The following is a 26861-nucleotide window of genomic DNA, read 5'->3' as shown; positions in this document are numbered from 1 at the left end:
TAAAAGGAAACAGCTCCGCCCCCATGTCATCATCCGGTCAAGAAACTGAAAAAAAGCTGAAAGGCTGCCGCAGAAACAAAAAAGGACTTGTTTTCTTTTGGAAAACAAGTCCTCAACCGCCTCATTAAATATTGGTTATCGCTGCCAAACTGACGAGAAGCTTGTCCAATAACGCCTTTTTTAATAAAAACAATGTTTTTTCACTGTATCCGATCTCCATTGCACACTTTCCCATGCTCCAATTGTGAATATAGCGGTATTCAACAAGCGCCCGCTCCGTCTCGTCCAATTCGGCCAATGCCGTTTCCATGGAGTCCAGCAAAAATTGATAGAGCTTTTTTTCAGCACCTATTTGATAATATGCTTCCGTCTCCTTTACATGGCCTCCCTTCTCATCCTTTTCCATCCTCCTTTCCAAATTTAAAACGGCGGCTTTGTAATTTTTCCAGTTTCGCAGGTGAAATTCAATTCTCTTGATGTATGTTTTCTTTTCATCTTCAGAAATGGTTTCATACCACAGCAAGAGCATCCCCCTCCAAACAGAACGTTTGTTCCTATTATATACGAACAAACGTTCTTGTTCAAATGACATTTTTTCTATTCCGTCCGGGTCTTTTTTCTTAAAACACAAAAAAACCTTGAGCTTATTTTTCGCTCAAGGTGACTTCATTGATCATGACCGGATCTGCGGGCGCCAGTTCGACATGTTCTGTCGTTTGTTCTTGTTTGATCTCTACGTGCTTAATCAGCCGGCCCTCCATCTCAAGGACCGTAATCGTATAAGAGCCGACATGAACCGCCTGGCCTTCTCTGATATCAATGTTTTCTTTCAACACGAGTCCGCCGACAGTGTCGACCTCATCTTCTTCTATGACATCCTCGAACAGCTCATTGACCTGATCGATTCTCACTTTTCCGTCCATGACATATTCATGGTCGGAAACCTTCTGAATGAGCGGTAGTTCGTCTTCGTCAAATTCATCCCTGATGTCTCCGACGATTTGCTCGAGAATATCCTCTGTCGTGACAAGCCCTGACGTCCCTCCGTATTCATCCGTCAAAATCGCCATGTGGATCCGGTCCCGCTGCATTTTGATGAGAAGCTTTTGGACGGGCACGGTTTCGATGACTTCAATGACGGGCCGGACATACGCTTTAAGCGAAAGACGTTTTTTTTCCGCCTCTGACATGAACAGCATATCTGTAAACAGCTGCTTCGTGTTGATCATGCCGATGACGTGGTCCTTATCGCCTTGATAGACGGGCCAGCGCGTGTATTTTTCTTTCAGCATAACCGCCAAGGCCTCATCGATCGGCATATCCGCCGAGAGGGAGGCAATTTCGGTGCGGGGCACCATGATTTCCTTGGCAATCCGGTTGTCAAATTCAAAAATTTTATTGACGTATTTATATTCAGACGGATTAATTTCTCCGCTTTTATAGCTTTCTGATAACAAAATGCGCAATTCTTCTTCTGAATGCGATTCATCCTTTTCCGAAGCAGGCCTCAAACCGAATAATCCGGTGAGCACTCTGGCTGAAGCGTTTAATATCCAGATGAACGGAAACATGGCCATATGGAAAAAATACAGCGGTCCCGACAGCCAAAGCGTCATCTGCTCCGCTTTTTGGATCGCGATGGTTTTAGGGGCCAGTTCTCCAACCACAACGTTCAGGAATGTAATCACACAAAAAGCAATGACAACTGACAGCGCCTGTGAAATAGAAACTGGGACATCAAGGCTTTCAAAGAGCGGATGCAGCACCTTTCTGAGCGTCGGCTCCCCCATCCAGCCCAAACCTAAAGCTGTGATTGTAATTCCAAGCTGGCAAGCTGACAGATATTCATCTAAATCCGATATCACTTGCTTTGCGCGAACTGCCTTTTTGTTTCCTTCCGTTATAAGCTGATCAATACGCGAGCTTCTTACTCTAACAATTGCAAACTCTGATGCAACGAAAAAAGCAGTTAAAGCAATCAGAACGCCGATGATCATCAGACTAACGATATCGTCCATTTAACCTTATCCTTCTCGGAGGATAAGGAGTCACCTCCTGCTGAATTCAAATTCCCGTAATAAGGCTGATGTTTGTTCTGTATGAATGACTATGCAGAGGGCCCCATCATACCACCTCCAAGTCAATATATACTATTATCTTACTTTATTAAAAAACAGTCAGTCAAATGTCTAAACTTTAAATCCGACAATATTTTCGCGAATATTTAGAAAAAATAAAGGCGGCTTCATGAATTCCACGCCCTTTTTTTATCAATTAACTTGTATAAACTGCTTCTAATATATTAAAATGTTTTATAACTATAACGTGATGGTTGAGGAGGGATGCAGATGGGGCAGAGAAATATCGCATCGGCGAATTAGCAGCTGCGGCAGGCGTGACAAAGCGCACTGTGGATTATTACACAAATCTTGGGCTTTTAACGCCTGACAGATCATGTTCGAACTACCGTTATTATGATGAAGCCGCTCTCAAACGGCTGAAATTTATTACGGACTGCAAGCGGCAAAGATTGGCTCTGTCCGACATCAAACTGCGGCTGGAAAACCAGTTTCCCTCTTCACCTGCAAATGATGATGAAATTGGAAGTCTTACGTCGGAAATTGATCATGTAAACGATACAATCTCCGTGATCATCAACCGGATGAAGCGGCTGAATCCCGATGAGCGGGCCGCGTTGAAAAGCCGGCTTTCACCCGAAAAGCTTGAAGTCATCCAATCTTTTATGCTGCTGCTTTAGTTAATCTTTTACTAAACAGGAGGTGTTACCTTCATTCTCACGTTAGAGTGGAGGTCCTAATTGGATATAGTTAATTTGATTTTTGTTGCTGTTTTAATTGCGTTGACAGCATTTTTCGTAGCATCCGAGTTTGCGATTATCAGAATCAGAACGTCGAGGGTCGACCAGCTGATAGCCGAAGGGAACAAAACAGCGATTTCGGTCAAAAAAGTCGTCACACATTTGGATGAATATTTATCGGCCTGCCAGCTCGGTATCACTCTGACGGCTCTCGGACTCGGATGGCTCGGGGAACCGACGGTCGCCCGGCTGCTTGAACCGCTCTTTATGAAGTGGAACATTCCAAGCTCGGCTTCGCACATTGTTGCGGTTGTGATCGCATTCAGCTTCATTACGTTTCTCCACGTTGTCGTCGGGGAGCTCGCTCCAAAGACGCTTGCGATTCAAAAGGCGGAAGCCGTCTCCTTTCTTTTCGCAAAGCCTCTCATTTGGTTTTACCGGATCATGTTTCCATTCATTTGGACGCTGAACGGATCGGCGAGACTTTTGACTAAAGCGTTTGGACTCGAAGCGGTCTCTGAGAACGAAATGGCCCACTCTGAAGAAGAGCTGCGGATCATCCTGTCGGAAAGCTATAAAAGCGGCGAAATTAATCAATCTGAATTCAAATATGTGAACAAAATTTTTGAATTTGATGACCGTCTTGCCAAAGAGATCATGATTCCGCGAACAGAAGTCGTCAGCTTTCCGCATGACATGAAGATCAAAGATATGATCGATGTGACAAAAGCCGAAGGCTACACGCGCTATCCTGTGGAAGACGGCGACAAGGACAACATTATCGGCGTCGTCAATGTCAAAGAAATTCTGACGGCCTGCATCAGCGGAGAATGCTCAAAAGAAGACACGATTGAACAATTTATCAATCCGATCATTCATGTGATCGAAACTGTGCCGATTCACGATCTTCTTCTCAAAATGCAGAAAGAACGCGTCCACATGGCGATTCTTTCGGATGAATACGGCGGTACGGCTGGACTTGTCACGGTCGAGGACATCATTGAAGAAATCGTCGGGGAAATCCGCGACGAATTCGATATAGACGAAATCAATGAAATTCGTAAAATTGGCGAAGACCACTTCATTCTTGACGGGAAAGTGCTGGTCAACCAGGTCAACGATCTGCTCGGCATTCAGCTGGACAATGAAGAAGTTGACACGATCGGCGGATGGTTCCTCACACAGAAATATGAGGTTCAAAAAGGCGATACCATCACCGATCAAGGGTTTGAATTTACGATTAATGAAATCGACGGCCACCACGTCTCATATGTCGAGGTTAAAAGAGCCGCTGAAGAACTCCTTGAAGAAGCGTGATGACAATCGAATATTTACAGAAAGAGGATGCGGTCACACTGCATCCTCTTTTTTCGGCTTTCAAAAATGCAATCATTTGATTACATTTTTATTTTCGGTTAAAATGTAATCAAATGGTTACATGAAGGAGAGACAAATGACAAAACAGTTAACAAGAGAACGGTTAATTCAGGCTGCCCTTACACTCTTCAAAGAAAAAGGATATACAGCGGCGTCCACAAGGGATATAGCTGAAAAGGCAGGCGTCAATCATTTGACCCTTTTCAGGCATTTCGGGAGTAAAAGAAATCTATTTCGCGAAAGTGTGATTCAGCATGTAACGTCAGGTGATTTTTTTAGCGGTCTTGCCGGAAAGCTCACCTGCCGTCTAGAAGATGATTTGAGATTGATCGCCAAATTGTACCTTGAAGAAAACTTGGAAAAGGACAGTATGTTTTGGCTGTATTTCACTGAAGCGAAACAAGATCCGGAGGTATCTGAATTAATCGCGGAAATCCCCCGCCGATTACACGGCTTTTTAGCTGCTTATTTTTTGAAGCTTTACGATCAGGGCAAAATTTCGAACGGCAACTTTCAAATGCTCAGCAGGATGTTTTTCGGCTTGTTGAACCAATATATTCTGTTTCAATCATTACCTGATGAAGCAAATGATGAAAGCGCTGATGATTTTATTCATGAGTGTGTCGATTTATTCCGGTCAAAGCTTGAAAAGGAGGAGCCGTCTTGATTAACCGCCAGCCTGCAATCCATATCCCTGCGATCTCGCAATGGGATGAAAAAATAAATATAAAATTGAGCGGTTTTGCTCCAGGAGAATCGGTTGAAATCGCTGCTGAGGTTAATGATGAAGCCGATGTCAACTGGAGGTCCAGGGCAGTCTTTCAAGCCGATGATGCTGGAGAAGTCGATCCCGCAATGACAATGCCTTTGGAAGGTACATACCGTGTCAAAGATCAAATGGGGCTTTTTTGGTCAATGAAAGCGGCGGACCCGACCTGCGCATTTCAAAAAAAATCGGCTCGTCCCTCTGTTTTTAACATTGAAGTCAAGCAAAACGGAAACATCCTTTTAAGAAAGAAAATCAAACGACTGATCATCTCGGAAACGATCATTAGAGAAGAAGTGAATGCACACGGAGTCGCCGGGACCTTTTTCCGTCCCCGTTCTGTCGAACACCCTCCTGTTGTGATTGTTTTGGGCGGATCGGACGGGGGCCTTGATGAAACGACAGCAGGGATGCTGTCCAATTCCGGATATGCTGCATTGGCCCTCCCTTATTTTCAGTACGGCGATCTTCCTAAAAAATTGATTGAAATCCCGCTCGAATATTTTCAGAAAACCCTTGCCTGGCTTCTTGAGCAAGACGGGCTAAACCATGAACGGATCGGAATATTCGGGCGATCTAAAGGCGGTGAGCTCGCCCTATTGATCGGCTCTCATTTTCCCGGCATTCGTTTTGTCATCTCACACGTAGGCGGGGGAATCGTCTTTCAGGGAGTGGGGCTGAAACGCCTGAGACAGACATCTTCGTGGAGTGTCGGAGGCTCTCCGTTGCCCTATGCCCCCCTCCCATTTTTCAGCTTTTCGCTGCTGGGAAAATGGCTCAAACAAAAAATAAAACGGCAGCCGCAATGTTATCTGGACGCTTATCAACATGCGCTCCGCCATGTCACTGAAGAGCATCCTTCAATCATAAAAGCAGAACGTATACAAGGGCCTGTCCTCTTAACATCAAGTACAGATGATATGGTTTGGCCGTCGGCTCACATGAGCGAGATGGTTATTGAACGTTTGAAAAAGCATCGTTTTCCTCATTTTTTCAAGCATGTCTGCTTGAAACAGGCAGGCCATCACATCAGACCGCCGTATTTTCCAACTACAGCAAGGAACAGCACAAACATCGTATATGGCGGCGGAACTGAGGCGGATGCATTGGCATCAGAGGCATTTTGGCGGGAACTGCTTCAGTTTTTGAAAGATGTTGTGGAATAAGTGAAAACAAAAAAACAGCCTCTTACAAGCTGTTTTTTTGTTTGTTCATGATAACTGCTTAAGCTCTTTCTCAAGCGACTTAATGCTGTTATTTAACGCCTCTGTCATTTTCGCCAGTTTTTCTTTTGATGAATATTGAGCGAAATCTTCCTGGTTGAGAGGTTCACCGATGATCAGTTTCATTTTGCCTTTTTTGAAAAGCTCTTTTCCGTTGGAAGGACCGCTGTATGCGGCCGGGACGAGCGGCGCTTTTCCCATCTGGGCGATCGTGACTGCTCCCCTTTTTAAAGGGACGTCTTCCGATGTTCTCGTCCCGCTTGGGAAAATGCCGACAATCTTTTCTTCCTTCAGCAGCTTGGTCGGGGTTTTGATACTGCTTGGCCCCGGATTTTCCCGGTCGACCGGAAAAGCATTGATGCTGGAAAGGAAAGAACCGCTTAATTTATTTTCAAAAAGTTCTTTTTTCGCCATGTAGTGAATTTCATGAGGCAAAATGCCGACACCTAATGCGACGACATCCACCCATCCGGAATGTGTGCAGGCTAGCACGAAACCCGTATCTTTAGGAAGATTCTCCTTATTGTATACTTTAATTCCGCCGCGTAAAGAAAGAATCGCTTTTGCAGCATAACCGATAAATTTATACATATGGCACTTCCTTTATGTAGTAGTCGATTGAGGCTTTCCTTCGTTTATTATAACAATATTTTTTATTACCTGGTACTAAAAATTAATTTTTCCCGAAAAAAACCGGGGCACTTCCGGCTGTATGAAACCATATGGAGGCGCGCAGCCGGATTACATTGACTCCTTGCTCAGAGCGCGCGGCGTTGATTTTCCTCTTTTTCATGGAGCCTTCCCGCATAAAGCCGCCGATCGCCCATGTGCCGAGTCCGATCCCGGCGATGTTTTGGTAGATGTCCCTCGAGATTTTGGCATGTTCTATTTGTGCCCCCTCCTTTTCAGACCATTTGCTTCTTTAAGAAAAATGCTTCACTCTATCATTCACTATCATTTTTGGTTACTATATAGGATAAGGTGATTTTTTAAGGGTAAGAAATTGGAGGAAAAAATAGCCGTGGACATAATAAGTGCAACCTCAAACCTTTCTTATGCGTTTATAACATAGAGGGGAGAAAAGGCAGTGACTATCGACGAAATTTACCAAATGTATATGAATGATGTTTACAGGTTTCTGCTCTCCATGACGAAAGATAAACATCTGGCAGAGGACTTGCTACAGGAAACCTTTATGCGGGCCTACATACACATCCACTCTTACGACCACAGCAAAGTGAAGCCATGGCTTTTTCAGGTGGCTCGCAATGCTTTTATCGACTATGTCAGAAAACATAAAAAAGAAGTGACGATTTCTGACGATCTGATCGGAAGCCTTTTTCAAACCGCGGTCCAAAGTCCGGCACACCAGGTCGAAATTAAGGAAGTGTTGACGTTATATATGAACCAGCTGCCCGACAACTACAGGGAAGCGCTGACGCTGTATTATTTAAAAGAGCTGAACTACAAGGAAGCGTCAAGCTTGATGAATATCTCGGAGGCTAATTTTAAGAGTGTTTTATTTCGTGCCAGACAGAGGCTGAAAGCACTTTACAACAGAGGTGTTAACGATGAATGAAGATTTCAAAAAACGTTGGGAACAGTATAAAAACGGCGAGCTTTCCGAAGCGGAAATGATACAGGTTGAAGAAGAACTGGAAAAGCTTGAAGCCTATCAGGAAATGCTTGATCAGGAAATGAAAGATGAAAACTGGGATCTTGCGCTCAGCCCTGAAAAACAAAAAGCGATTTTAAGATACGGGAAAAACAAATCATATTTGCGAATCTCGACCCTTGCCGTTCTTTCAACGCTGATTATCCTGCCGCTTTGTACGCTCGGCAGCTATTTGTACTACGGGTTGGGAGGACATGACAGTAAAGGGAATGAGCTTGTGCAGACCGCTTCCATGACCATTGCCGTCACCCAGCCGAACATTCAGGTGGATACAGATGCTCTCAGCAATAAAGTAAAATTGTTCGGGATCAATACCCAGTTCCCATTAAAAAAACAAATAGGAAATGTCACGAAAATCGTTGGAAATGAAGAAGTGAATATGTTTTTTGACCAGCTGAAGCCTCCGGAAGTCCGGCAATACAATCAGGAGCTTGCAAATGAAGAACGGTATTTTATCTATCCAGCCGGCATAAAAGAAAAATCCGTATCCAAAGCGAAGTCGATATTAAAACAATTGCCCTCCGGGACTGTCACTGAAGCTTTCCTTTCATTCGAAAGATCCTATCCGACCAATGAACTGTATGACAAATTAAAAGGATATGACATTCGCGTGCTTTGGAATGCGATCGAAACGGAAGACAACCTGAGAGACCATCCGTACGCGGAGCCGATCGGGTTTCCTGGCAAGGATTCAAGCCGGATCTTTAAATTTCAGCATCCGGATCTAAACGAAGATGAACAATTTAAAGCAGCGCTTACGTATATCTCCAAACATCGCAAATGGGCCGAAACCCTGTCAGGAAGAAAAGATTTAAAGATTACAAAACGTCTTGACTATGTGGATAAAAACGGCATCAACGTATATGGAGCTGTCGTGACCGGCCCGTCAAAAGAAATCGAGCGGCTGATCGAAAAAGGGCCTGTGAAAGCAGCTAAAGTAGGTGAGGTGGAATTATGGAACTGGTAAGAATCTTCAAGGAACATAATGTATTTGGATGGGTATCGATCGGGACGGCGATTCTTTCCCTTTTCATATTGAATTTGGCCATCATAAGCGATACGATCGCATATTCCTATAAGATGCTTCCTTTTGCAATGGCAGCCATACCGCTTGGAATCATTGAGCTGATCATCAAAAAAGGCCGGACAGGTTTAGGGCTGCTCGGCGTTATCCTCAATATTTTCATACTCATATGCGTATGGACCATCGTCTCGATTGATACAAATCTGCAGCTAGGTTTTTAACGGCAGATCCCCGATTTTTATCGGGGATTTTTTTATGCCAGCGGCTTGCGGTATAGATAGCTTGCTTTCTTATAATTCATTTTTTCTTCATAAAACCGATGCGCATCGCGCCTCCCCGTTCCGGAGGAAAGAGCGACAGATCCGCAGCCGTGTTCTCTTGACCATTCTTCAACAGCCGTTAACAGCCGTTTTCCATAGCCTTTTGAACGGTGCTTTTCGCACGTGACCAGATCCGCCACCCATACATGAATGCCCTGACTCAAAGACACTCTTGGCAGAAAGCCTGCCAAAGCCACGGGGACGTCATCGTTGTACAATGCGAAAAGCTTGTAGTGTTCAGATTTTCGCGCTTTGTCGGTAAGCGTTAAAAACGCGGCTTCATCCAGATGAGGCCGAAGCTGTTTCATAATCGGATAAACCTCAAGAAGCTCTTTTTCAGATTGTATTTCCTTATGATAAAGCATTGTCAAAACTCCTTTCTGATCGTTCTGCATCTACTTTATCCCTAAATGTGGCATGATTAAAATAGTCAGTTTTGATAAAATTATGAATGCCAGTTAACGAGAGAAAGGGTGAAAATATGGAGATAACGCCGTATTTGCAGCCTGAAAAGCGGAAACCGCTTTATCAGCAGCTCTATTTGTTTATTAAAAATGAAATTCATATGGGGCGGATCAGCGCAGGTACAAAGCTGCCTTCCAAACGCGCGCTTTCCAAACATTTAAATGTCAGCCAAACAACGGTTGAACATGCATACGAACAGCTTACAGCAGAAGGCTATCTGATCAGCAGGCCGAGAAAGGGCTGGTATGCCGCTGAAGCAGAAGGAAGCTTGAATGAAACGCTTTCCCCTCCCCTTCCCGGACCGACAGCAGCGGATGAAACGCCTCCTTCGCGGCATATCATTGATTTTCATCACGGTCATGTCGATCTTCGGGGGTTCCCTTTTTCGCTATGGAAAAAAACGATGGCCAAAGCAGCTGAGCAAATTGAGCTTTTTCAAAGCGGACCGCCGGCCGGGGACCTTTCATTGAGAATGATGATTGCTGCCTATCTCAGGGAATCGCGGGGCGTGATGTGCACGCCTGAACAGGTCATTATAGGCGCCGGCACACCGATTTTGCTGGAGCTTTTATGCAGGATGTTTGAGAAAGGGACAGCGATCGGATTTGAAAATCCCGGATTTCACCGTTCCAAAACAGTCTTTAAAACCGGCGGCTTCCAAGTCATCCCGATTTCCGTTGATAACAGCGGGATAGCCGTGGATGAGCTTCGCCAGCACGAGCTGAAGCTGGCATATGTCACTCCTTCACATCAGTTTCCGCTTGGAATGGTCATGCCGATCGGCAGAAGACTGCAGCTGCTCGACTGGGCGGCTTCCGAAGATGCTTATATCATTGAAGACGATTATGACGGAGAATTCCGCTATGCAGGACAGCCGATTCCGTCTCTCCAGGGACTTGATCAAAACAGCCGCGTCATTTACATGGGCACCTTTTCCAAATCGCTGATTCCGTCCCTGAGAGTCGGCTATATGGTTCTCCCTGTTCCGCTTGTCAAAGAGGGACAAAAGCTCGCTTCATTATACAAACAAACCGTCTCCCGCCACGTGCAGTGGGCCATCGCTCATGTTATGCAAAACGGCGACTGGCAGAGGCATATAAATCGAATGCGGACGCTTTATCGAAAAAAACGAAAAGCGCTGCTTGAGACTGTCCGTCAAGAATTAGGAGGCACCGTTGCCGTCAAAGGAGAAAATGCAGGCCTCCATGTCATTCTTGAACCGAGCGGTGCAGCAAGCGAAGAATGGCTTATATCAAAGGCCCTTGATGAAGGAGTAAAGGTTTACCCTGTATCTGCTTCATATGATCATCCGCCCAAAACCGCGGCAGTACTTCTCGGATTTGGCGGACTCTCTGAAGAAGAGATCAAGACCGGAATCAAAAAGCTCAAAACAGCGTGGAGACTTTAGGGCACCGCCTGCATCATCGTGCACGAAAAGTCGGATGGGTTCATTGGGGTTCTGCTATTCTGCAGTAGAGGAGGTCATTTAATGGATATGCTTAAGCACATGAATGAAGCGATGAAGTATATTGAAAACAACTTGGCAAACGACATTGACTATAAAGAAGCAGCAAAACGGGCTTTCTGTTCAGAATATCATTTTAAGAGGATGTTTTCCTTCCTCGCGGGCATTTCACTGTCTGAATATATCCGCCGCAGGCGGCTGACCCTCGCAGCCTTTGAACTAAAAGGCAGCCAGGCAAAGGTGATCGATATTGCCGTGAAATACGGCTATCACTCTCCTGACGCTTTTACCAGGGCGTTTCAAAAGTTGCACGGGATGACACCGACGGAAGCGAGAAGCGGCGCTCAGACGCTTAAGGCATACCCTGAAATGACCTTCCAGCTGACGATTAAAGGAGGAAATGAAATGAACTATCGGATCGAAAATAAAGCTCCATTTCGCATAGTTGGCATAAAAAAAAGAGTCCCTATCGTCTTCCACGGGATCAATCCGGAAATCGCCGCTATGTGGAAAACGCTGAACAATGAGATGATCACCCAGCTTAAAACGCTATCTAACATGGAACCCCAAGGCCTGCTTCAAGCGTCTGTGAACTTTTCGGAAAGTCGAATGGAAGAGAAAGGAGAGCTTGATCATTATATCGGTGTGGCAACGACTCAACAATGTCCGGATCATTTCGTACAGCTTGAAGTCCCTGCCTCGACTTGGGCCGTATTCGAAGCAGCCGGTCCATTCCCTGAGACACTGCAGGATGTATGGGGCCGTATTTACTCCGAATGGTTCCCTTCTTCAAACTATGAACAAACGGAAGGTCCGGAAATCCTTTGGAATGAAAGCAAAGATTTAGACTCCCCATCTTTCAAAAGTCAAATATGGGTGCCGGTTTTACAAAAACGCTAACCCTTTGGCAGATGCAAGAAGAGCTATGGAATGAGGGGGAACTCCCCTTCTCCATAGCTCTTTTCCCTTCATAAAAATCCCCGTTTTTTATGTTGTGATGATATGACACGGCTCTATGCGGGCTTTTAAAAAGTCAATATACTCATCTACTGCTTCGACCGTCGTATAGGGAGACACGCTGTAAAATTTTTGAACATAGAGCGGAATCGGAGACCGGGTGTCGGCCGGATAAACGTACCGCTGTTTTTTCGTGCTGCCAAAATAAGTTTGGCTGCGAAATCTCCCCAATGTTTCCGCAATTTTTTCATTATATTGATTGATTTCAAGAACCTCTTTTTCCGTGATGCTTCCGTTTATTTCATCATGATAGCGGACTTCCCGGGGGTAAAATCTGAATGTCGTAACCGGCGAAATCTCATTTGTGACAGCTGCATTCGGAAATGCGTCTGTCAGCTTTCTGCGAAACGCCGTGTTCACCCTGATGTAATTTGCTAACAGCTCTTGATAACCCTTGATGCCAAAGGCAAGCAGAGACGCGTAAATCGGTATGCTGCTGCCCATTCGTGAGCATTCAAGCGTATAGCTTGTATGGTAGCTGCCAAAGCCTCTGTTTCCGACGTATGGCGTCTCATCCGGATCAAGATCAACCGCCTGTAAAGCCGTGCGGTCCCTCACCAAAAAAAGGCTGGTCGCATACGGAGTTTGGCCGAGTTTATGAAAATCAAAAACAAGGCTGTCCGCAAGGCCGAGATGCTGAAAATGGGATTTGTAGCCGGCCAGCACCGCAAGCACTTCATCTTCAAAGCGGAGCGGATTATCTTCAACATCATATACGTTAAAAAAGCTGTACATTCCGCCCATCGCTGTATCGGCATGTATGTAAATATGCGGCAGTCCGTATTCGGACTCCAATTCTTCCGTCAGATTCCTTATGCCTTCCAGATCGTCAATTCCGAATGTATCCGTTGTTCCGAGTGTGGCCAGCACATAAACCGGAAGACCGCCGTCTTCAATGACTGCCTTCATTTTTTCCCGTAAATCGGCAAGGTCCATCGAATGGTCATCGTTTGTTTTGATCCGGATTAAATGATCTGTCCCGATTCCGGAAGCCTGCATCGATTTAAAGAGGCTGAAATGTGACAGCTCTGAACAAAACGCGTACAAATGATGCGGGGTCCCCTTTTGATTTGCATCAGGACAGGCATTTGCGATCGCCAGCCTAAGCGATTGAAAAACGGTACCCTGCCCTCCCCAGGTGGTAAATCCCGTGCTTTTTTGCCTGTCATAGCCGACGATGTCCGACAGCATGGCCGAAATCTGAACTTCCGTTTTCGCTGCTGCCGTTCCGTCGACATCCCACAAATTGTTTCCGTTCAAAAGCGTCATGAACAGGCTTCCTGCAAGGCTGGCGTTATTTGGAAGCGGCGTCGCATTCGCCACATATTGACGGTTTAAGAAACGATGGCCGTCAAGCAGCTTTACCAGCTCTTCGACGCTTTTTTTTACGCCGAATCCTTTTTCAGGCAGCTCCGCCTGATCGATGATACGCTGATAATAGTCGGCCGTCACATGTTCCTCTTTTCCAAGTATCAGCCGATGCGGATTTTTGCGCTTATCCATCCCGGCCAGCACGGTTTCAAACAGATCAAGCAGTTCATACCGGGCTTCTCTGCTGCCGTCTTCGCTTGGAAACATGCTTTGAATATGCTTCATCATATCCCCTCATCTCTATGTCAATTAAAATGTAAACACTCCAATTAAATTTAAAAAGACAAGCACAATGGCAAGCGGAACAAGAAAGCGGAGAAGATAAAACCATACAAGAAAAAATCCTTTTCCCGCTCTCGAACCGCTCTTCATTTCATCGTATAAATCTTTTTTCGACAATTTTAAAGGAATGAAAAGCGACATTAAGAGCGCTCCCAAAGGCAGAAGGATATTGCTGACAACGTAATCCGCCGCATCGAAAAACGTTTTGCCGAAGATCGCCGGCTTGTCGAGCACGCCGTAAGAGAGGCAGGCCGGAATGCCGACAATGAAAATCAGCAGGCCGATAGCCCATGTCCATTTGCGCCTTCCTGTGTCATCGCCTTTCGTGATGGCTGCGACGATGATTTCAATCATCGAAAATGCAGACGTCAGCGCCGCAAACAAAAACGCGATCAAAAAGCCGATAAAAAACAGCATGCCAAACGGCAATTGATCAAAAACAGCCGGCAGCACCGCAAATAATAATGTCGGACCTTCATCAGCTTTAAGCCCGAACGAAAAAACGGCCGGGAAAATCGCCAGACCGGCAAGAAGCGTCACGGCAAGGTTCATGATCACAATCGACAATGCCGATTTCGGCAAATTTTGCGTTTTGGATAAATATGAACTGTAAGTCACCATCACCGACACACCCAAGGTCAGCGTAAAAAATGCTTGTCCCAGCGCAAAAAGAACCGCTTGAGGCGTCAGGCTCGCAAAATCGGGAACGAGTAAAAAGCGAACGCCGTTCATCGCACCATCAAGAGTCAGCGCCCGCAAGACAAGCGTAATAAATAAAACGAATAAGAGCGGCATCATGATCGAACTGACCCGTTCGATTCCTTTTTGCACCCCTTTGGCCACAACAATGATCGTCATGACGATAAACGCGAGCTGCGCCGCCAATGTCTGAATGGGGTCTTTTATAATCGAACCAAACAGCGCCCCGTACTCAGGCTGTGTAAGCCCTGATAAAGAACCGCTCACGGCTTTAATGATATAAAGCAAAATCCAGCCGCCGATGACGCTGTAAAAGGTCAGCACGAGAAAGCATGCTGTGATCCCGACCCAACCCGTTATGATCCAAGGCGTCCCCGGCGCTATTTTTTTGTATGTACCGAGGGCATCAGAACGGCTCTTCCGTCCTAATATAAATTCCCCTAATAGAAGGGGGTATCCCAATAGGACCGTAAATAGAACAAACACGAGAAAAAACGCGCCTCCCCCGTTCGTTCCGGCGACATAAGGGAATTTCCAAATAGCGCCAAGGCCGATGGCAGATCCTCCAGCCGCGAGCACAAATCCTATTTTGGAGGCCCATTTTACTGAAACTATGCGGTCGCTCATTCATTCACTTCCTTTCTGTTTCGATTCTATTATCTCTTATTTTGCGGCTTTTTTTAAAGCTTTCTGCCGTATTTTCATTTTTCCGAATAGACAAAAAGAAGCAGCCCGCTGTTAGCTGCTTCTTTTCATATCTTTTTTAAGACTCTCTTTCCGTTTGCCCGAGTTTTGAATGCTTTCTCGAATACAGGAAGTAGACGGCAAGGCCGATCACCAGCCAGATCAGAAAGCGCATGATCGTTTCTCCGCCAAGGTTCAGAATGAGAAAACCGCAGAACAGCACGGCTAAAATCGGAACAAGCGGTACCGCCGGACATCTGAATGCCCTCGGCAGATCAGGCTGTGTTTTTCTCATTACGATGACCGCAATGGAAATCAGGATGAACGCCGACAGCGTTCCGATATTGACTAGTTTTGCAAGCTCATCCAAAGGAACGAATCCTCCCATTAAAGCGGAAAGAATACCGAAAAACCATGTATTGATATACGGCGTCTTATGCTTCGGATGGACTTTGGACAGCGCTTGGGGAACCAAACCGTCGCGGGACATCGCAAACATGACGCGGGTTTGTCCATAAAGCATGACCAGCATGACGGTTGTCATTCCGAGGATGGCCCCTACGTCAATAATACCGGCTGCCCAGTTCTGGCCTGTGACTTGCAGGACAAGCGAAACCGGATGGTCGATGCCTTTAAACTGCATAAATGGAACGACGCCTGTCATGATTGCCGATACGACGACATATAAAACCGTACAAACGAGCAATGAATACACGATGCCTCGCGGCAGATTGCGCGACGGATTTTTCGTTTCTTCAGCGGCGGAAGCCACGGCATCAAATCCGATGAAGGAAAAGAAAACCAGCGCCGCAGCGTTGAATACGCCCGTAAAGCCGAACGGCATAAACGGCTGCCAGTTGGCCGGTTTTACATACATGACAGCAGCCGCGATAAATACGAATACGACGAGGATTTTTATGACGACCATAATATTGTTTACCTGCTTTGATTCGCGGATTCCAAGATACAGCAAAAAAGTAATTAAGATAACAATTAAAAATGCAGGCAGGTTAAAATACGTGACAGTGCCTTTTATTGCGCCCGGAGCGGCTGTCAATTCGACGGGAAGCTGAATGCCGAGCCCGTTCAAAAACGATTGAAAATAACCGGACCATCCGGCAGATACCGTACTAACGGCCAATGAATACTCCAGGATTAAATCCCAGCCGATGATAAACGCCATCAATTCGCCAAGCGTCGCATACGTGTACGTATAAACTGAGCCTGAAACCGGCACGGTTGAAGCGAATTCGGCATACGCCAAAGCGGCAAATAAACACGCGAACGCCGCGATAACGAATGAAAGCACAAGCCCCGGTCCCGCCGTCAAAGCGCCTGTACCCGTCAATACGAAAATGCCCGTACCGATAATCGCCCCGATTCCAAGCATCGTTAAGTCAAAGGAGCCGAGATCCCTCCTTAGAGATTTTTCCCCTTTTGTCGCAGCAATTAAGCTGTCAATCCCCTTTTTTCTGAATAGTCCGTCTTTCATTATGACTTCACTCCCATGGAATAATGAATTTACCTGAGTTTGCGGTTTTAGTTCATCACTTGCTAAAGCACCACCCCCTAAAAATCAATTTATTGTGAATTTTCAGTTAATATTATTCGAAAATACTACGCACTACCTGTTCTTATTATATAGGAAAAACGAAAAAAGAAAACGAAATTTTTAAAATATTTTTTATACTCTATCACATGGTTGGTATTATAGGATAAAATATGTAAAATAATCTACCAATCTAAATTTTTGAAATAGTGTTTCACAGGTTCAAATCCTATATATGGATACATTTGCTAATCTTCACAAAACATTCACCCATCTCGCGGCGAAGACTGCATATAAAACGGGCTGTCCGTGACAGCGTCCAACGTTCTCGTTTATCATTTATTTAAATTATTTAAATATTAATAAACAATAATTTTAACAAGAGGAATAAAACGAGAAGGTGAATCAACAATGACAATCTCCCATATATCGAAGGAATGGAGCGACTATACCGAACGATTTCATAAGGCGTTGTCGGCGACGAACAAAAAGCTGTTTACCTGGTTTACAGCGAAGCTGGAAGCAAGCAGACAGTTCCGCGACGCGCTCACGAGGCTGCTCCTCGTCCTTGACGAAGCGGAAATCAAGCCGTTTATCCAATCGTTCGAGCGAATCGCCGAGGAAGCTTCTAAACTGGACTCTTGATCAGTACGTTGAAAACAGCAGCAGTTTGCAAGCCGAAATGTTCACGGAAGGAACTTCCCATTGTCTTTCATACGCTCCTGATCCGGCTCTAAAACCGACGATGACTCCTATTGTCTCATTCTTTATATTTGCATGTCCGGCATCCGTCAGTTTCAGTATCGCTTGACGGTGATCGCTGCTGGGCGTGATTCGCATGCTGCAGAAGGCAAAAAGACTGGTGTATAGGTTCATATGAACAGTATGAGGGAACAGCCGTGGATTCAAGCGTAGCTGAAGAGGCTTGTCGCGTCATGAGGCTTCTTGGTGTAAAACAAAAGGGCAAAAAAACGAAACCGGCTGACGCCGCTTGAATATCGGCGTCAGCTTGTTTCGTTTTCATTGTGTTAACGGGACGGCCATTTCTCCGATATATTTAGCGGACGGCCGGAAAATCGTGTTATTTTCAGACTGCTCCAACACGTGCGCACACCATCCGACCATTCTCGCTGCCGAAAATGTAGGCGTGAACAATGATGCGTCAAAATCGATCGCTTTCATGACGGCTGCCGCATAAAACTCTACGTTCGTATATAGCTTCCGGCCCGGTTTATATTCTTCCAGCAGGCGGATGGCTGTGTTTTCAACATGAAGGGCCAGTTCGATATCCCGATCGCCTCCGGCAATTTCTTCAGCTTTCACCCGCAAAGCTTTTGCCCTCGGATCATGCGTTTTATAAACGCGATGCCCGAATCCCATCAGCCTCTCGCCTTTTTCAAGTTTTTCTCTTAAATAGCTTTCGGCATTTTCTTTTTCTTTGATGTCTTCCAGCATTTCCGTCACGGCTGACGGCGCTCCGCCATGAAGAGGCCCCTTCATCGTGCCAATCGCAGATGTAACGGCGGAGACGAGATCGGATTCTGTCGACACCGTCACTCTTGCCGAAAAGGTTGAAGCGTTCATGCCATGTTCCATTGCGAGAATCATGTATGTTTCAAGCGCTTTCTTTTGCGCCTCTGTCGGACGCTTTTCTTTCAGCATATAAAAATAGTTTTCTACAAAGCCGAGTTCAGGATGCGGCTGAACAGGCTTCAATCCATCCAGCAAACGTTTTCTGAAAGCAATGATTGTAGGTGCGGCGGCGATCAGCCGAATGGCTTCTTCCATTGTCGGACGGAATGTATACGTTTTTTCCCCTAATGAAGAGATAACCGTACGAAGAACCGCCATATCGTCTAATTGATTTGGAAGGCTGCGAATCAATTGTTCTGCCGATTCAGGCAGTACGCGGAAAGAAGCAAGCATGTCTTTAAATTGTCTGAGATGTTTGTCTTGTGGGAAATTTCCGTGAAGGATCAAATATGCGACTTCTTCAAATGTTGAGGTGAGAGCAAGCTGGTCAGCATTGTACCCTCTGTAGATGAGTTTTCCTTTTTCACCGTCGATATGACTGATTGAGGTTTCAACACAAGCAATCCCTTTTAATCCATGATAAACCATCATCATTCCTCCTTTGCCTTTGTAAATCTCATTATAGTTGATATAATATTTAAAAAATAGTGAATTATATTGATGTTTTTGATTAATAAAATTAATCAGGAGGAACAATATGGATTTTAAATGGCTTCACACCTTTGTTACAGCGGCAAAATACGAAAATTTCAGAAAGACGGCGGAAACTTTATTCATTTCCCAGCCGACGGTCACCGTTCAAATCAAACTGCTGGAAGAAGAGCTCGGCTGTCAACTATTCACCCGGAAAGGAAGAAGCATTCATTTAACAAAAGAAGGAAGGGCATATCTTCCTTTTGCCCTGAAGCTTTTGGAAGGATATGAATCAAGCATGGCCGAGCTTCATAGAATCAGACAGGGATATTTGCAAACTTTGAACCTGGCTGTTTCACCGCTCATTGCCGATACAATCCTGCCTTTTATACTAAAAAAATATACGTCATTACACCCGGACGCGGAAATTAAAGTCAAAATCGCCGAATCGGCGGAAATCGCCCCATTGATATCGGCGGGTGAAGCGGATGTCGGGCTGAGCTGCTTAAAAGTGCAATCTTCAAGCCTGACCTGCTATTCGATGTACAGCGATCCCGTTATCCTGGTGGCCCCCCATGACGGCCGCGACTCGGAGAGCGCGCCTCCGCTTGATGTGAAAGAACTGCTAGAACAGTACTTGCTGCTTACCCATAACCATCCCGAATACTGGGATGATTTGGTCCGCCAGCTGAGGCTCAGGTTTCCGTTTGTCAGAACGATGCTTGTTTCCCAGACGCATATTACAAAACGATTAATTTCGGAAGGGCTCGGCATTTCATTTTTGCCGCTGTCAACGGTGCGGCGCGAACTGATGGAAGGAAGATTAATAGAGGTTCCCTGCGACTTCATGCAGCTTCCGGTTGCAGGGGGATATGCGGTCAGTTTACATGATAATGAGAAAGTGCAGAGCTTTTTAACGTTCTTATCACAGTTTCGTTTTTAAATGCAAAAAACCCGTTCATGCTGATGAACGGGTTTTTCTCTTATTTACGATTAGAAGCGTTTTGCGCCAAGATAGCGGGGCTTCCAGTAGCTTGATGTCATATCGCTCGTCATGACGCCGTCTGAGCTGGCATGAATGAATTTATTGTTTCCAATGTATACACCCATATGTGACGGTCCTGCCTTGTAAGTCGTAAAGAAGACAAAGTCGCCGACAGCAGGGCTTGACACTTTCGTCATAGAGCTCCAGTATCCGGCTGTGCTCGTTCTCGCCACATTTGTCTGCTTGTTCAACAGGTACCAGATAAATCCGCTGCAATCAAAGCCTGATGGAGTCGTGCCGCCCCATTTATAAGGAGTTCCGATCAGAGCGCGCGCATCTGAGACAAGCTTTGATGTATTAAGCTTTGTAGAAGATTGCGTCGTTTTCTTGCTTGTCGAGCTTGGTTTGGTTGTAGATGCCGCTTTTACATTGCTTGTCCCTTTTACTTTCAGAACTTGTCCGATCCGAATTAAATCTGTTTTTAAACCGTTCAGCTTTTTTAGTTCATTAACAGTCATATTATAAGTCTTTGAAATTTTCCAAAGGCTGTCTCCTCTGACGACCTTATGTGTTGAAGACGAAGAAGCAGCAGATTTTGATGCTTTTGACTGCTTGCTGCTTCCATTGATGGATAGCGTTTGGCCTATGTAAATGGTGTCGGATGTCAGTTTGTTCTCTTTTTTAATCTTGTTGATTGTTGTCCCGTACTTTTTAGAAAATCCCCATAATGTATCGCCTTTTTTCACCTTCACCGTTTGTGCGGATGCCGCTCCCGCAAATAATGAAGTCCCCAAAACAATCGCCGTTGTTGCAGTTAAAACTTGTTTTTTCATGTTGTCCTCCCATAAGCAGATTTTTTGCGAATTATTTTAAAATAATAGATCTCTCAAAAATTATTGGAATAGCTTCCGTTCAGCTTTCCTCTGATTCTATTATAAGGAGGATATTCCATTAGAAATAGTCTTGACTTCCCGCATCAAATTGCTTAATTATTCGTTTTCAAAAAAAGTTTTTAAGGGTATTAAATATTTCATTTATATTTCAAACATAACTTTATTACTACAACTCCCAGCACATGACATTGTGCATAATGCGGACTCACTGATTTGATGCTTGTGATGCATCCTGCCCATTTGAATGCCGATCCGATTGATTCAATTCAGCGGGAATTCTTTTCTCCTATTAAATAGAAGTTTGATGCGGGAATATTTTTTCATGTTTGGAAGGGTAAAATGGAAGAATGCGGGAGTTCCTGCTTGTTGTTCACGTGATCTGGGGCGCGCCGCTTTTCGAATCTGCTACTGTGCGGTATGCTGCGGTTCTGAACCGCCGAAGGTTTTGTGTAGTGCCTCTTTCACCTTTTGAGCCGGCACACCGGCTATTGTAATATTTTCTTCGGTAAAGGATCTGTTGACTACGGCGTTAGCTCCGATCGTTATCCCATTTGCGATTTTAATGTTTCCAAACAGTTTCGCCCCCGGGCCGATCCATACATGATCGCCTATTGTCGGCACATCAAACTGATCATGGTTCTGTCCAATATTGACCCCTTGATGGATGTCGCAATTCGCACCTATTTTTGCATTGCTGTTGACGACTAGTAGCCCAAAATGGTTGATTCTTAAACCGGGGCCGAAAACATTAATAGGGATGTCAAAGCCGAGTTTTAACCCTTTTTTCTTATGAAGATACCGGTAGATGTGCTTCAACATCCTTGCATTGGTATTCGCGTAGTACTCATGCTTCCTCAGGCATATTTGATATTTCCATACGTAGTCGCCAAAATATTTGGGCCGCTTTCGCCTGGAAACCCCTAAAGCCTTTTTATCCTGTTCCAGATAATACCGCAATTCTTTTGTCAAAATCACAATACCACCTGCTTTTTTCATTATATCACCATAAAAACACCTATCTTCAACCATTTTCCATAAGGGAAAATCGATCTATTCCTTGAATTTACAATATGAGGCGGGTACAGTAGAAAAAGCGGTAAAAACGATTTTGAAGCCGGTCAAACACGGGGTGGACTACAGGCGACTTACAGACGAGGAAGTGCCTGTCTATGCGTTCGGCCCTGGAAAAGGGCCATTCACCGGCATATTGGATAGTACGGATCAGGCGAAAAATATCTTCAAGATTTTGTGGAATAACAAATAAAAGAGGGGGTCTCCCCTCTTTTATTAACTCTATAAATACCGGCGGTGCACGGCCTTACCATCATAAGAAAACATGACGGGTTTATCCTCGAGGACGGTTTCGACGTGAACGCTCCTTCCCCACAGCTGATGGAGATAAGGGAGGACTTTTTCAAGGTATTTTAAATCGAGCTCAATCCCTTCGTACCAATGCTTGATATACAGTTCGTAATTTTTCAAGTAGTCCCCGTCCTCAACAGTGAGATAAGGAAAGCCTCCGTTTACCCTCATGCTGACGAGCTGATCGCGCACCGCTTTCCATTCTTTGTCGACGATTTTATAATCCCTTCCCTGTTTTTGAAACAGATAGAGATCTTCCCGCATGACGAGATCCTTTGTCAAGTAATTGCGTATAAAGGAAATATCTGATTCGATTTCCCTGACTTCAAATATTTTCTCTCTCCCCGAGTTTGGCTGAACCCCCATTCTCTTCATTTCGTCCGTCGGATTGTTATAGCGCTCTTCAATGTCTTCAAATATTTTTAGTCCGAGATAATATGGGTTGATGCCGGTTTTGGAAGGCTGAACAACACCGGCATTGAGCTTTGCGAACTCGACCGCCTCGCTGGATGTTAAATCAAGCTCCCTCATGATCCGCTGATGCCAGTAGGACGCCCATCCTTCATTCATGATTTTTGTTTCGAGCTGCGGCCAGAAATACAGCATTTCTTCTCTCATCATTGTCAAAATATCCCGCTGCCACGGCTCAAGCTCGCGTGAATGCTCTTCAATAAACAGCAAAATGTCTTTTTCAGATTTCGGCGGAAATTTCTTTTTCCCTTTTCTCTTCGTCTGCTTCGGCTCCTTCTGATCCAATTCCCATAAATCATCGTACGGCGTGGAACGATTGTCTTCCTCTTCTTCCTCTTCATCATCAATGCTCCAGGACAGCTTCGGCCTCACCAAAGAAGGATCGATGTGCTCTTCAATCGCCAGAACCGCATCGAGAAAAGCTTCGACTTCCCGCGCGCCGTGGATGGTTTCGTAATGTTTAATCCGCTCAGCCGCCGCCGCCATGCTTTCGACCATATCCCGTTTTGTATTTTGAAACCTGCAGTTGTTTTTGAAAAAATCGCAGTGGGCAAGTACATGAGCGACAATCAGTTTATTTTGAACCAGCGAATTGCTGTCAAGCAAAAAAGCGTAGCAGGGATCTGAATTAATCACAAGCTCGTATATTTTGCTTAACCCAAAATCATAGTGAAGCTTCATTTTGTGAAATTGCTTGCCGAAGCTCCAATGACTGTATCTGGTCGGCATGCCGTACGCACCGAATGTATAGATGATTTCAGCCGGGCAAATTTCGTATCTCATCGGATAAAAATCAAGGCCGAATCCTTTCGCGATTTCCGTAATTTCCTCAATCGCCCGCTCCAGTTCTTTTTGCTCCCGCACGCTCAATGTCTGAATCCCCCCTGATTGGACTTCATTCTTATTGTATGAGCCGGGTCTTCAAAAGATGAAATGTGCGGAATATGTTTTAAGGCAGCCGTCAATTTGACAGCTGCCTTTTGTTTTAATTTGCAATTTGCATTTCAAGAGATGAAGCAAAGCTTTCATAACGGATGTTTTCCGTTGGAACGCCAAGCTTTTGCAATCCTTCGATGACGCTTTTCATGAATGAAAGCGGTCCGCACACATAAAATTCGCCGTCTTGATCTTTCACAATCGTTTTGAGAAGGTCCTCATTCAAACGGCCTTTTACGGCATGTTCTGCCGGCGCTTCAGAAGCCTGGCTGTAGATAAACAGCAGTCTGTTGTTTGGATTTCCGCTGACAAGTTTTTCGGCTTCTTCTTTGAACGCTTGGTGTTTTTCAGATTTTGCGGCATGAACAAATGTGATCTCGCGGCCGCTTTCCTGTGCGGCCAATGTTTTTGCCATGCTCATGACCGGGGTGATCCCTGATCCGGCGCTGATGAAATAAACCGGCTTGTCTGTCTGTCCGGAAAGGGAGAAGTCTCCGGCGGGTGCGCTTACTTCAAGAGAGCTGCCCGCTTCGATTTCTTCGTGCAGATAGCTTGATACTTTTCCTTTCGGCTGTCCTTCTTCGGCTTCAAGCTTGACGGAAATCCGGTAATAATCCTTGTTCCACGCATCTGACAGGCTGTACTGGCGGGTTAAAAAGTACTGCTCTCCCGGAATTTTGATGCGGACGGATACATACTGGCCAGGAGTGAATTCAGGCAAATCCGATCCGTCGGCCGGTTTTAGATAAAACGAAGTGATCGTTTCCGATTCCCGGCGCTTCTCCAGAACGACAAACGGTTTAAAGTCTTCCCAGGCTCCTTCTTTTTTAGCTTCTTCATACATTTGTTTTTCAATGTCAATAAAGACCCGTGCAATCTCTTCATAAGCCTCTGCCCAAGCTTGTAGAATATCCGGTGTCGCCGCTTCCCCAAGCACGGCTTCGATTGCTTCTAATAAATGTTTGCCGACAATTGGATAATGCTCCGGTTTGACTTGCAGGCTTTTATGCTTATGTCCGATTTGTTTGACGACAGGAAGCAGAGCCTCAAGCCGGTCAATATTTTCGGCAGCCTGCAAAACCGTATATGCCAGCGCTTTTGGCTGTCCTCCCGTTTGCTGGCGGGACATGTTAAATATGTTCTTTAATTCTGGATGTGCCTTAAACATCCGCTCATAAAAACAACTGGTGATCTCAGTTCCTCTTTCCTTTAATACAGGCGCGGTTGATTTCACAATTTGCATCGTTTTTTCAGATAGCATAGTGTTTGCTCCTCTCCAGATCACTTTAAAAATGTATTTTAAATACATCTTTAAAGGCGCAAAGCATTCATTTTTAAGCAATATCAATGTTATTCTTAATTAAAGATGTATTTTGAATACATCTTTATCTTAGACATCAATTAGGATGAAAGCAATATTAAAGATGAATGTTTTATAATTTTGTAACAAATTGACTAAATCCCATCATAAACCGAGGCAAATGTGATAAGATAATGGAAACTTGTTTGATTTGAGGTTAGTGCGATGAAATTAACAAATTATACGGATTACTCATTGCGAGTACTGATTTTTCTAGCAACCAAAAACTCAAACGAGCTTGTCAATATAAAAGACATCGCCGACACGTATTCCATTTCCAAAAACCACCTGATGAAGGTGATCTATGAGCTTGGCAAGCTTGGCTATGTTGAAACAATCCGGGGACGCAACGGCGGAATCCGTCTCGGAAAAGCGCCTGAACAGATCAATATCGGTGAAGTCATCAGAAAAACAGAAGATGATTTTAACCTTGTTGAGTGCTTTAACAAAGAAAAAAACAACTGCATTCTATCCCCCAACTGCGGCTTAAAACATGTATTAAATAAAGCACTGTCCGCATATTTATCCGTGTTGGACCAATATACTCTTCAGGATGTAATCTTTAATCAGGACAATATACGAAAATTATTGAGTTAACGAAGGAAAACATTCCTTCGTTTTTTTTTATGTTCTTATAAAGGAAAAATATGAACGCTGATAATTATATTGGTAACGGGATGGAAATAAACTTCCGCATGAACCGGGAACGTTTTGCCATCCTGATTGACGGTGACTCTGAATACGTCTTTTATTTGTTCATCATTGACTCGGGTACGCCCTATATATTCATAATCCTTTAGCTGGGCATCCTGATACTTCTCCTCCAGCGCGCTCCAGGCGATCCTTTCCCATCTGTCGATAGAATGGCGCCCCCCTTCTGCAGGGTGGCTGTGTCCCATTAACGAAGTGAGCACGATGAGGCTGAAAAAAAGCGGATAAGAACATTTCTTCATTGTTTTTCTCTCCAAATTGTCATTGTACATATGTTTATCATGACCAGAAAACGGAGCATCATGCGGATGATGTTCCGTTTTTTTCGTTATGCAATCCTCATATTTCTAGGCGGTGTTATCAGGCAGACCAACTTTTGCCCAGAGAAAAAAACAGCCTCGCACATAAAATAATCAAGACTCCTAAAGAAAGAAGGGAGAGTGGCGAATTGAATTACGCTGATTATGATAAAGCATTGTATTATACACACCGGTCACAATGGGATAACCTGCTCATTCTCATGGTGCGCACAGAAGATGATCTTTTGTCAAAGCGGATTGAACACTTCTTGCATGCCTATAATTTTGAAAAAGACGATTTGATTGTTGAAAAAAGGCTTTACGACCTGCTTCAGTATATTGATCACGCCTCATTTTCCGCACATGGCCAAGAAAACGGCGTGCTCGTTTTCACCTAAAAAAAGCCTGACGCATGATAAGCGTCAGGCTTTTTGATATTCCGCATAAGTCAGCAGGTCTTCCATTACATCTTTGATTTTCGCTTTTGCCCCTTCGGTGACCGTATGGTTTTCGTCATCGATGTGAATCGGGTCAAGCACAAGCTGCTTGGCAATCACGTTCGCATACACTCCACGTGCGACAATGCGCATATTGGCTAAAGCGTTCATTCCGCCTTTTCCGCCTCCCGCGCAGGCAAAAAGCGCCACCGGCTTGTTTGCGAATTGCTCACTGCTTAAAAAATCAATGGCATTTTTCAAAGCTCCGCTCATGCCGCTGTGATATTCAGGAGATAATAAAACGACAGCGTCGGCTTCTTTGACAGATGTCCTTAACGTTTGGACATTCTCCAGTGAAAACTGCTCTTCCTCCCCGTTGAAGATCGGCAGGCTGAATTCGCTTAAATCGATCAGGCCGGCGTGATATGTATTGGCGATATACGATGCGGCCACTCTCGTTCTTCCTTGTTTTCTTGCTGTTCCGCTGATCACGGTGATGTTCATGT

The 26861-nt window shown here is 44.9% G+C and carries 27 protein-coding genes and 1 pseudogene; 14 read left to right on the top strand and 14 right to left on the bottom strand.

Features of this window, described 5'->3' with window-relative positions; all coding sequences use genetic code 11:
- Window positions 1-124 precede the first annotated feature (124 nt).
- The gene (locus tag R5H20_RS05455; RefSeq protein ID WP_006636636.1) at window positions 125-523 is read right to left on the bottom strand and encodes a hypothetical protein; all 399 of its coding nucleotides are present in this window, start codon (window positions 521-523) and stop codon (window positions 125-127) included.
- 121 nt (window positions 524-644) lie between these two features.
- Entirely contained in the window at window positions 645-2018 is a 1374-nt protein-coding gene (locus R5H20_RS05450; protein ID WP_006636635.1) for a hemolysin family protein, read from the bottom strand.
- 314 nt (window positions 2019-2332) lie between these two features.
- Here R5H20_RS05450 and R5H20_RS05445 point away from each other — a divergent pair, with 314 nt between their 5' ends.
- The 4 genes from R5H20_RS05445 to R5H20_RS05430 all read left to right on the top strand — a co-directional run bounded on the left by R5H20_RS05445 (window position 2333) and on the right by R5H20_RS05430 (window position 6127).
- Window positions 2333-2758 carry a Cu(I)-responsive transcriptional regulator gene (locus R5H20_RS05445; protein WP_006636634.1) on the top strand — a complete coding sequence of 142 codons (426 nt, stop codon included), beginning with the start codon at window positions 2333-2335 and terminating at the stop codon, window positions 2756-2758.
- A gap of 60 nt (window positions 2759-2818) precedes the next feature.
- Window positions 2819-4135, top strand: coding sequence for a hemolysin family protein (locus R5H20_RS05440; RefSeq protein WP_006636633.1), 1317 nt, complete (start codon window positions 2819-2821; stop codon window positions 4133-4135).
- 136 nt (window positions 4136-4271) lie between these two features.
- Complete coding sequence (locus R5H20_RS05435; protein ID WP_006636632.1) at window positions 4272-4862, top strand: TetR/AcrR family transcriptional regulator; 591 nt, start codon at window positions 4272-4274, stop codon at window positions 4860-4862.
- Window positions 4859-6127, top strand: coding sequence for an acyl-CoA thioester hydrolase/BAAT C-terminal domain-containing protein (locus tag R5H20_RS05430; RefSeq protein ID WP_006636631.1), 1269 nt, complete (start codon window positions 4859-4861; stop codon window positions 6125-6127). Before R5H20_RS05435 ends, R5H20_RS05430 begins: the two co-directional genes overlap by 4 nt.
- A 45-nt stretch (window positions 6128-6172) precedes the next feature.
- Here R5H20_RS05430 and R5H20_RS05425 read toward each other — a convergent pair whose 3' ends face one another.
- Entirely contained in the window at window positions 6173-6775 is a 603-nt protein-coding gene (locus tag R5H20_RS05425) for a lysophospholipid acyltransferase family protein (protein WP_006636630.1), read from the bottom strand.
- Between the two features lie 496 nt (window positions 6776-7271).
- Here R5H20_RS05425 and sigM point away from each other — a divergent pair, with 496 nt between their 5' ends.
- From sigM to R5H20_RS05410, 3 genes are read left to right on the top strand one after another with little or no spacing between them, the layout of a single operon-like run.
- Window positions 7272-7763 carry an RNA polymerase sigma factor SigM gene (gene sigM / locus R5H20_RS05420; protein ID WP_006636629.1) on the top strand — a complete coding sequence of 164 codons (492 nt, stop codon included), beginning with the start codon at window positions 7272-7274 and terminating at the stop codon, window positions 7761-7763.
- Window positions 7756-8826: an anti-sigma factor gene (locus R5H20_RS05415; protein ID WP_006636628.1), complete on the top strand. Its 1071-nt coding sequence runs from the start codon at window positions 7756-7758 to the stop codon at window positions 8824-8826. The genes sigM and R5H20_RS05415 overlap by 8 nt, the downstream gene beginning before the upstream one ends.
- Entirely contained in the window at window positions 8814-9104 is a 291-nt protein-coding gene (locus R5H20_RS05410; protein ID WP_006636627.1) for a hypothetical protein, read from the top strand. The genes R5H20_RS05415 and R5H20_RS05410 overlap by 13 nt, the downstream gene beginning before the upstream one ends.
- Before the next feature lie 32 nt (window positions 9105-9136).
- On the opposite strand, the gene R5H20_RS05405 is transcribed toward R5H20_RS05410, so the two are convergent.
- Complete coding sequence (locus R5H20_RS05405; RefSeq protein WP_006636626.1) at window positions 9137-9568, bottom strand: GNAT family N-acetyltransferase; 432 nt, start codon at window positions 9566-9568, stop codon at window positions 9137-9139.
- Between the two features lie 116 nt (window positions 9569-9684).
- On the opposite strand from R5H20_RS05405, the gene R5H20_RS05400 reads away from it, so the two are divergent.
- Window positions 9685-11076, top strand: a complete 1392-nt coding sequence (locus R5H20_RS05400; RefSeq protein ID WP_006636625.1) for a MocR-like pyridoxine biosynthesis transcription factor PdxR — start codon at window positions 9685-9687, stop codon at window positions 11074-11076.
- A gap of 81 nt (window positions 11077-11157) precedes the next feature.
- On the top strand, window positions 11158-12033 hold the full coding sequence (locus R5H20_RS05395; RefSeq protein ID WP_006636624.1) for an AraC family transcriptional regulator: 876 nt from the start codon (window positions 11158-11160) through the stop codon (window positions 12031-12033).
- Between the two features lie 87 nt (window positions 12034-12120).
- On the opposite strand, the gene R5H20_RS05390 is transcribed toward R5H20_RS05395, so the two are convergent.
- The 3 genes from R5H20_RS05390 to R5H20_RS05380 form a co-directional block, all read right to left on the bottom strand.
- Entirely contained in the window at window positions 12121-13746 is a 1626-nt protein-coding gene (locus tag R5H20_RS05390; protein WP_006636623.1) for a pyridoxal phosphate-dependent decarboxylase family protein, read from the bottom strand.
- Window positions 13747-13770: 24 nt separating this feature from the next.
- A complete protein-coding gene (locus R5H20_RS05385; protein WP_006636622.1) occupies window positions 13771-15129 on the bottom strand; it encodes a sodium-dependent transporter in 1359 nt (452 codons plus the stop codon).
- Window positions 15130-15265: 136 nt separating this feature from the next.
- Window positions 15266-16678: a branched-chain amino acid transporter BcaP gene (locus R5H20_RS05380; RefSeq protein WP_006636621.1), complete on the bottom strand. Its 1413-nt coding sequence runs from the start codon at window positions 16676-16678 to the stop codon at window positions 15266-15268.
- A gap of 468 nt (window positions 16679-17146) precedes the next feature.
- Here R5H20_RS05380 and R5H20_RS05375 point away from each other — a divergent pair, with 468 nt between their 5' ends.
- Window positions 17147-17380: a hypothetical protein gene (locus R5H20_RS05375; RefSeq protein WP_006636620.1), complete on the top strand. Its 234-nt coding sequence runs from the start codon at window positions 17147-17149 to the stop codon at window positions 17378-17380.
- A gap of 375 nt (window positions 17381-17755) precedes the next feature.
- On the opposite strand, the gene R5H20_RS05370 is transcribed toward R5H20_RS05375, so the two are convergent.
- Window positions 17756-18856, bottom strand: a complete 1101-nt coding sequence (locus R5H20_RS05370) for a citrate synthase/methylcitrate synthase (protein WP_006636618.1) — start codon at window positions 18854-18856, stop codon at window positions 17756-17758.
- Between the two features lie 109 nt (window positions 18857-18965).
- On the opposite strand from R5H20_RS05370, the gene R5H20_RS05365 reads away from it, so the two are divergent.
- Entirely contained in the window at window positions 18966-19844 is an 879-nt protein-coding gene (locus R5H20_RS05365) for a LysR family transcriptional regulator (RefSeq protein ID WP_006636617.1), read from the top strand.
- A gap of 50 nt (window positions 19845-19894) precedes the next feature.
- Here the strand turns inward: R5H20_RS05365 and R5H20_RS05360 are convergent, their stop codons facing one another.
- Both R5H20_RS05360 and R5H20_RS05355 read right to left on the bottom strand, forming a co-directional pair.
- Complete coding sequence (locus R5H20_RS05360) at window positions 19895-20719, bottom strand: C40 family peptidase (protein ID WP_006636616.1); 825 nt, start codon at window positions 20717-20719, stop codon at window positions 19895-19897.
- Window positions 20720-21184: 465 nt separating this feature from the next.
- Entirely contained in the window at window positions 21185-21754 is a 570-nt protein-coding gene (locus R5H20_RS05355; RefSeq protein ID WP_029419067.1) for a serine O-acetyltransferase, read from the bottom strand.
- Window positions 21755-21891: 137 nt separating this feature from the next.
- On the opposite strand from R5H20_RS05355, the pseudogene R5H20_RS05350 reads away from it, so the two are divergent.
- Window positions 21892-22043, top strand: a pseudogene (locus R5H20_RS05350) (alkaline phosphatase); the annotation flags it as partial.
- A gap of 29 nt (window positions 22044-22072) precedes the next feature.
- Here the strand turns inward: R5H20_RS05350 and R5H20_RS05345 are convergent.
- Together R5H20_RS05345 and hmpA are read right to left on the bottom strand one after the other, a co-directional pair.
- On the bottom strand, window positions 22073-23482 hold the full coding sequence (locus R5H20_RS05345; RefSeq protein ID WP_006636613.1) for a SpoVR family protein: 1410 nt from the start codon (window positions 23480-23482) through the stop codon (window positions 22073-22075).
- Between the two features lie 115 nt (window positions 23483-23597).
- A complete protein-coding gene (hmpA, locus tag R5H20_RS05340; protein ID WP_006636612.1) occupies window positions 23598-24809 on the bottom strand; it encodes an NO-inducible flavohemoprotein in 1212 nt (403 codons plus the stop codon).
- Between the two features lie 264 nt (window positions 24810-25073).
- Between hmpA and nsrR the strand changes: the two genes are divergently transcribed.
- Window positions 25074-25505: a nitric oxide-sensing transcriptional repressor NsrR gene (gene nsrR / locus R5H20_RS05335; protein WP_006636611.1), complete on the top strand. Its 432-nt coding sequence runs from the start codon at window positions 25074-25076 to the stop codon at window positions 25503-25505.
- A 35-nt stretch (window positions 25506-25540) separates the two neighbouring features.
- Here nsrR and R5H20_RS05330 read toward each other — a convergent pair whose 3' ends face one another.
- Window positions 25541-25861 (bottom strand): YqzG/YhdC family protein, encoded by a 321-nt coding sequence (locus tag R5H20_RS05330; RefSeq protein ID WP_006636610.1) that lies wholly within the window; start codon window positions 25859-25861, stop codon window positions 25541-25543.
- A 206-nt stretch (window positions 25862-26067) separates the two neighbouring features.
- Between R5H20_RS05330 and R5H20_RS05325 the strand changes: the two genes are divergently transcribed.
- Window positions 26068-26316 (top strand): YhdB family protein, encoded by a 249-nt coding sequence (locus R5H20_RS05325; RefSeq protein WP_006636609.1) that lies wholly within the window; start codon window positions 26068-26070, stop codon window positions 26314-26316.
- 24 nt (window positions 26317-26340) lie between these two features.
- On the opposite strand, the gene R5H20_RS05320 is transcribed toward R5H20_RS05325, so the two are convergent.
- A complete protein-coding gene (locus R5H20_RS05320) occupies window positions 26341-26859 on the bottom strand; it encodes an NADPH-dependent FMN reductase (RefSeq protein ID WP_006636608.1) in 519 nt (172 codons plus the stop codon).
- Window positions 26860-26861 lie beyond the last annotated feature (2 nt).

This window comes from Bacillus sp. KICET-3, assembly GCF_033261025.1.
GTDB classification, from domain to species: Bacteria; Bacillota; Bacilli; order Bacillales; family Bacillaceae; genus Bacillus; species Bacillus sonorensis.
Note: the sequence above shows the minus strand (reverse complement) of the source record. Positions and strands in the feature narration are given on the sequence as shown.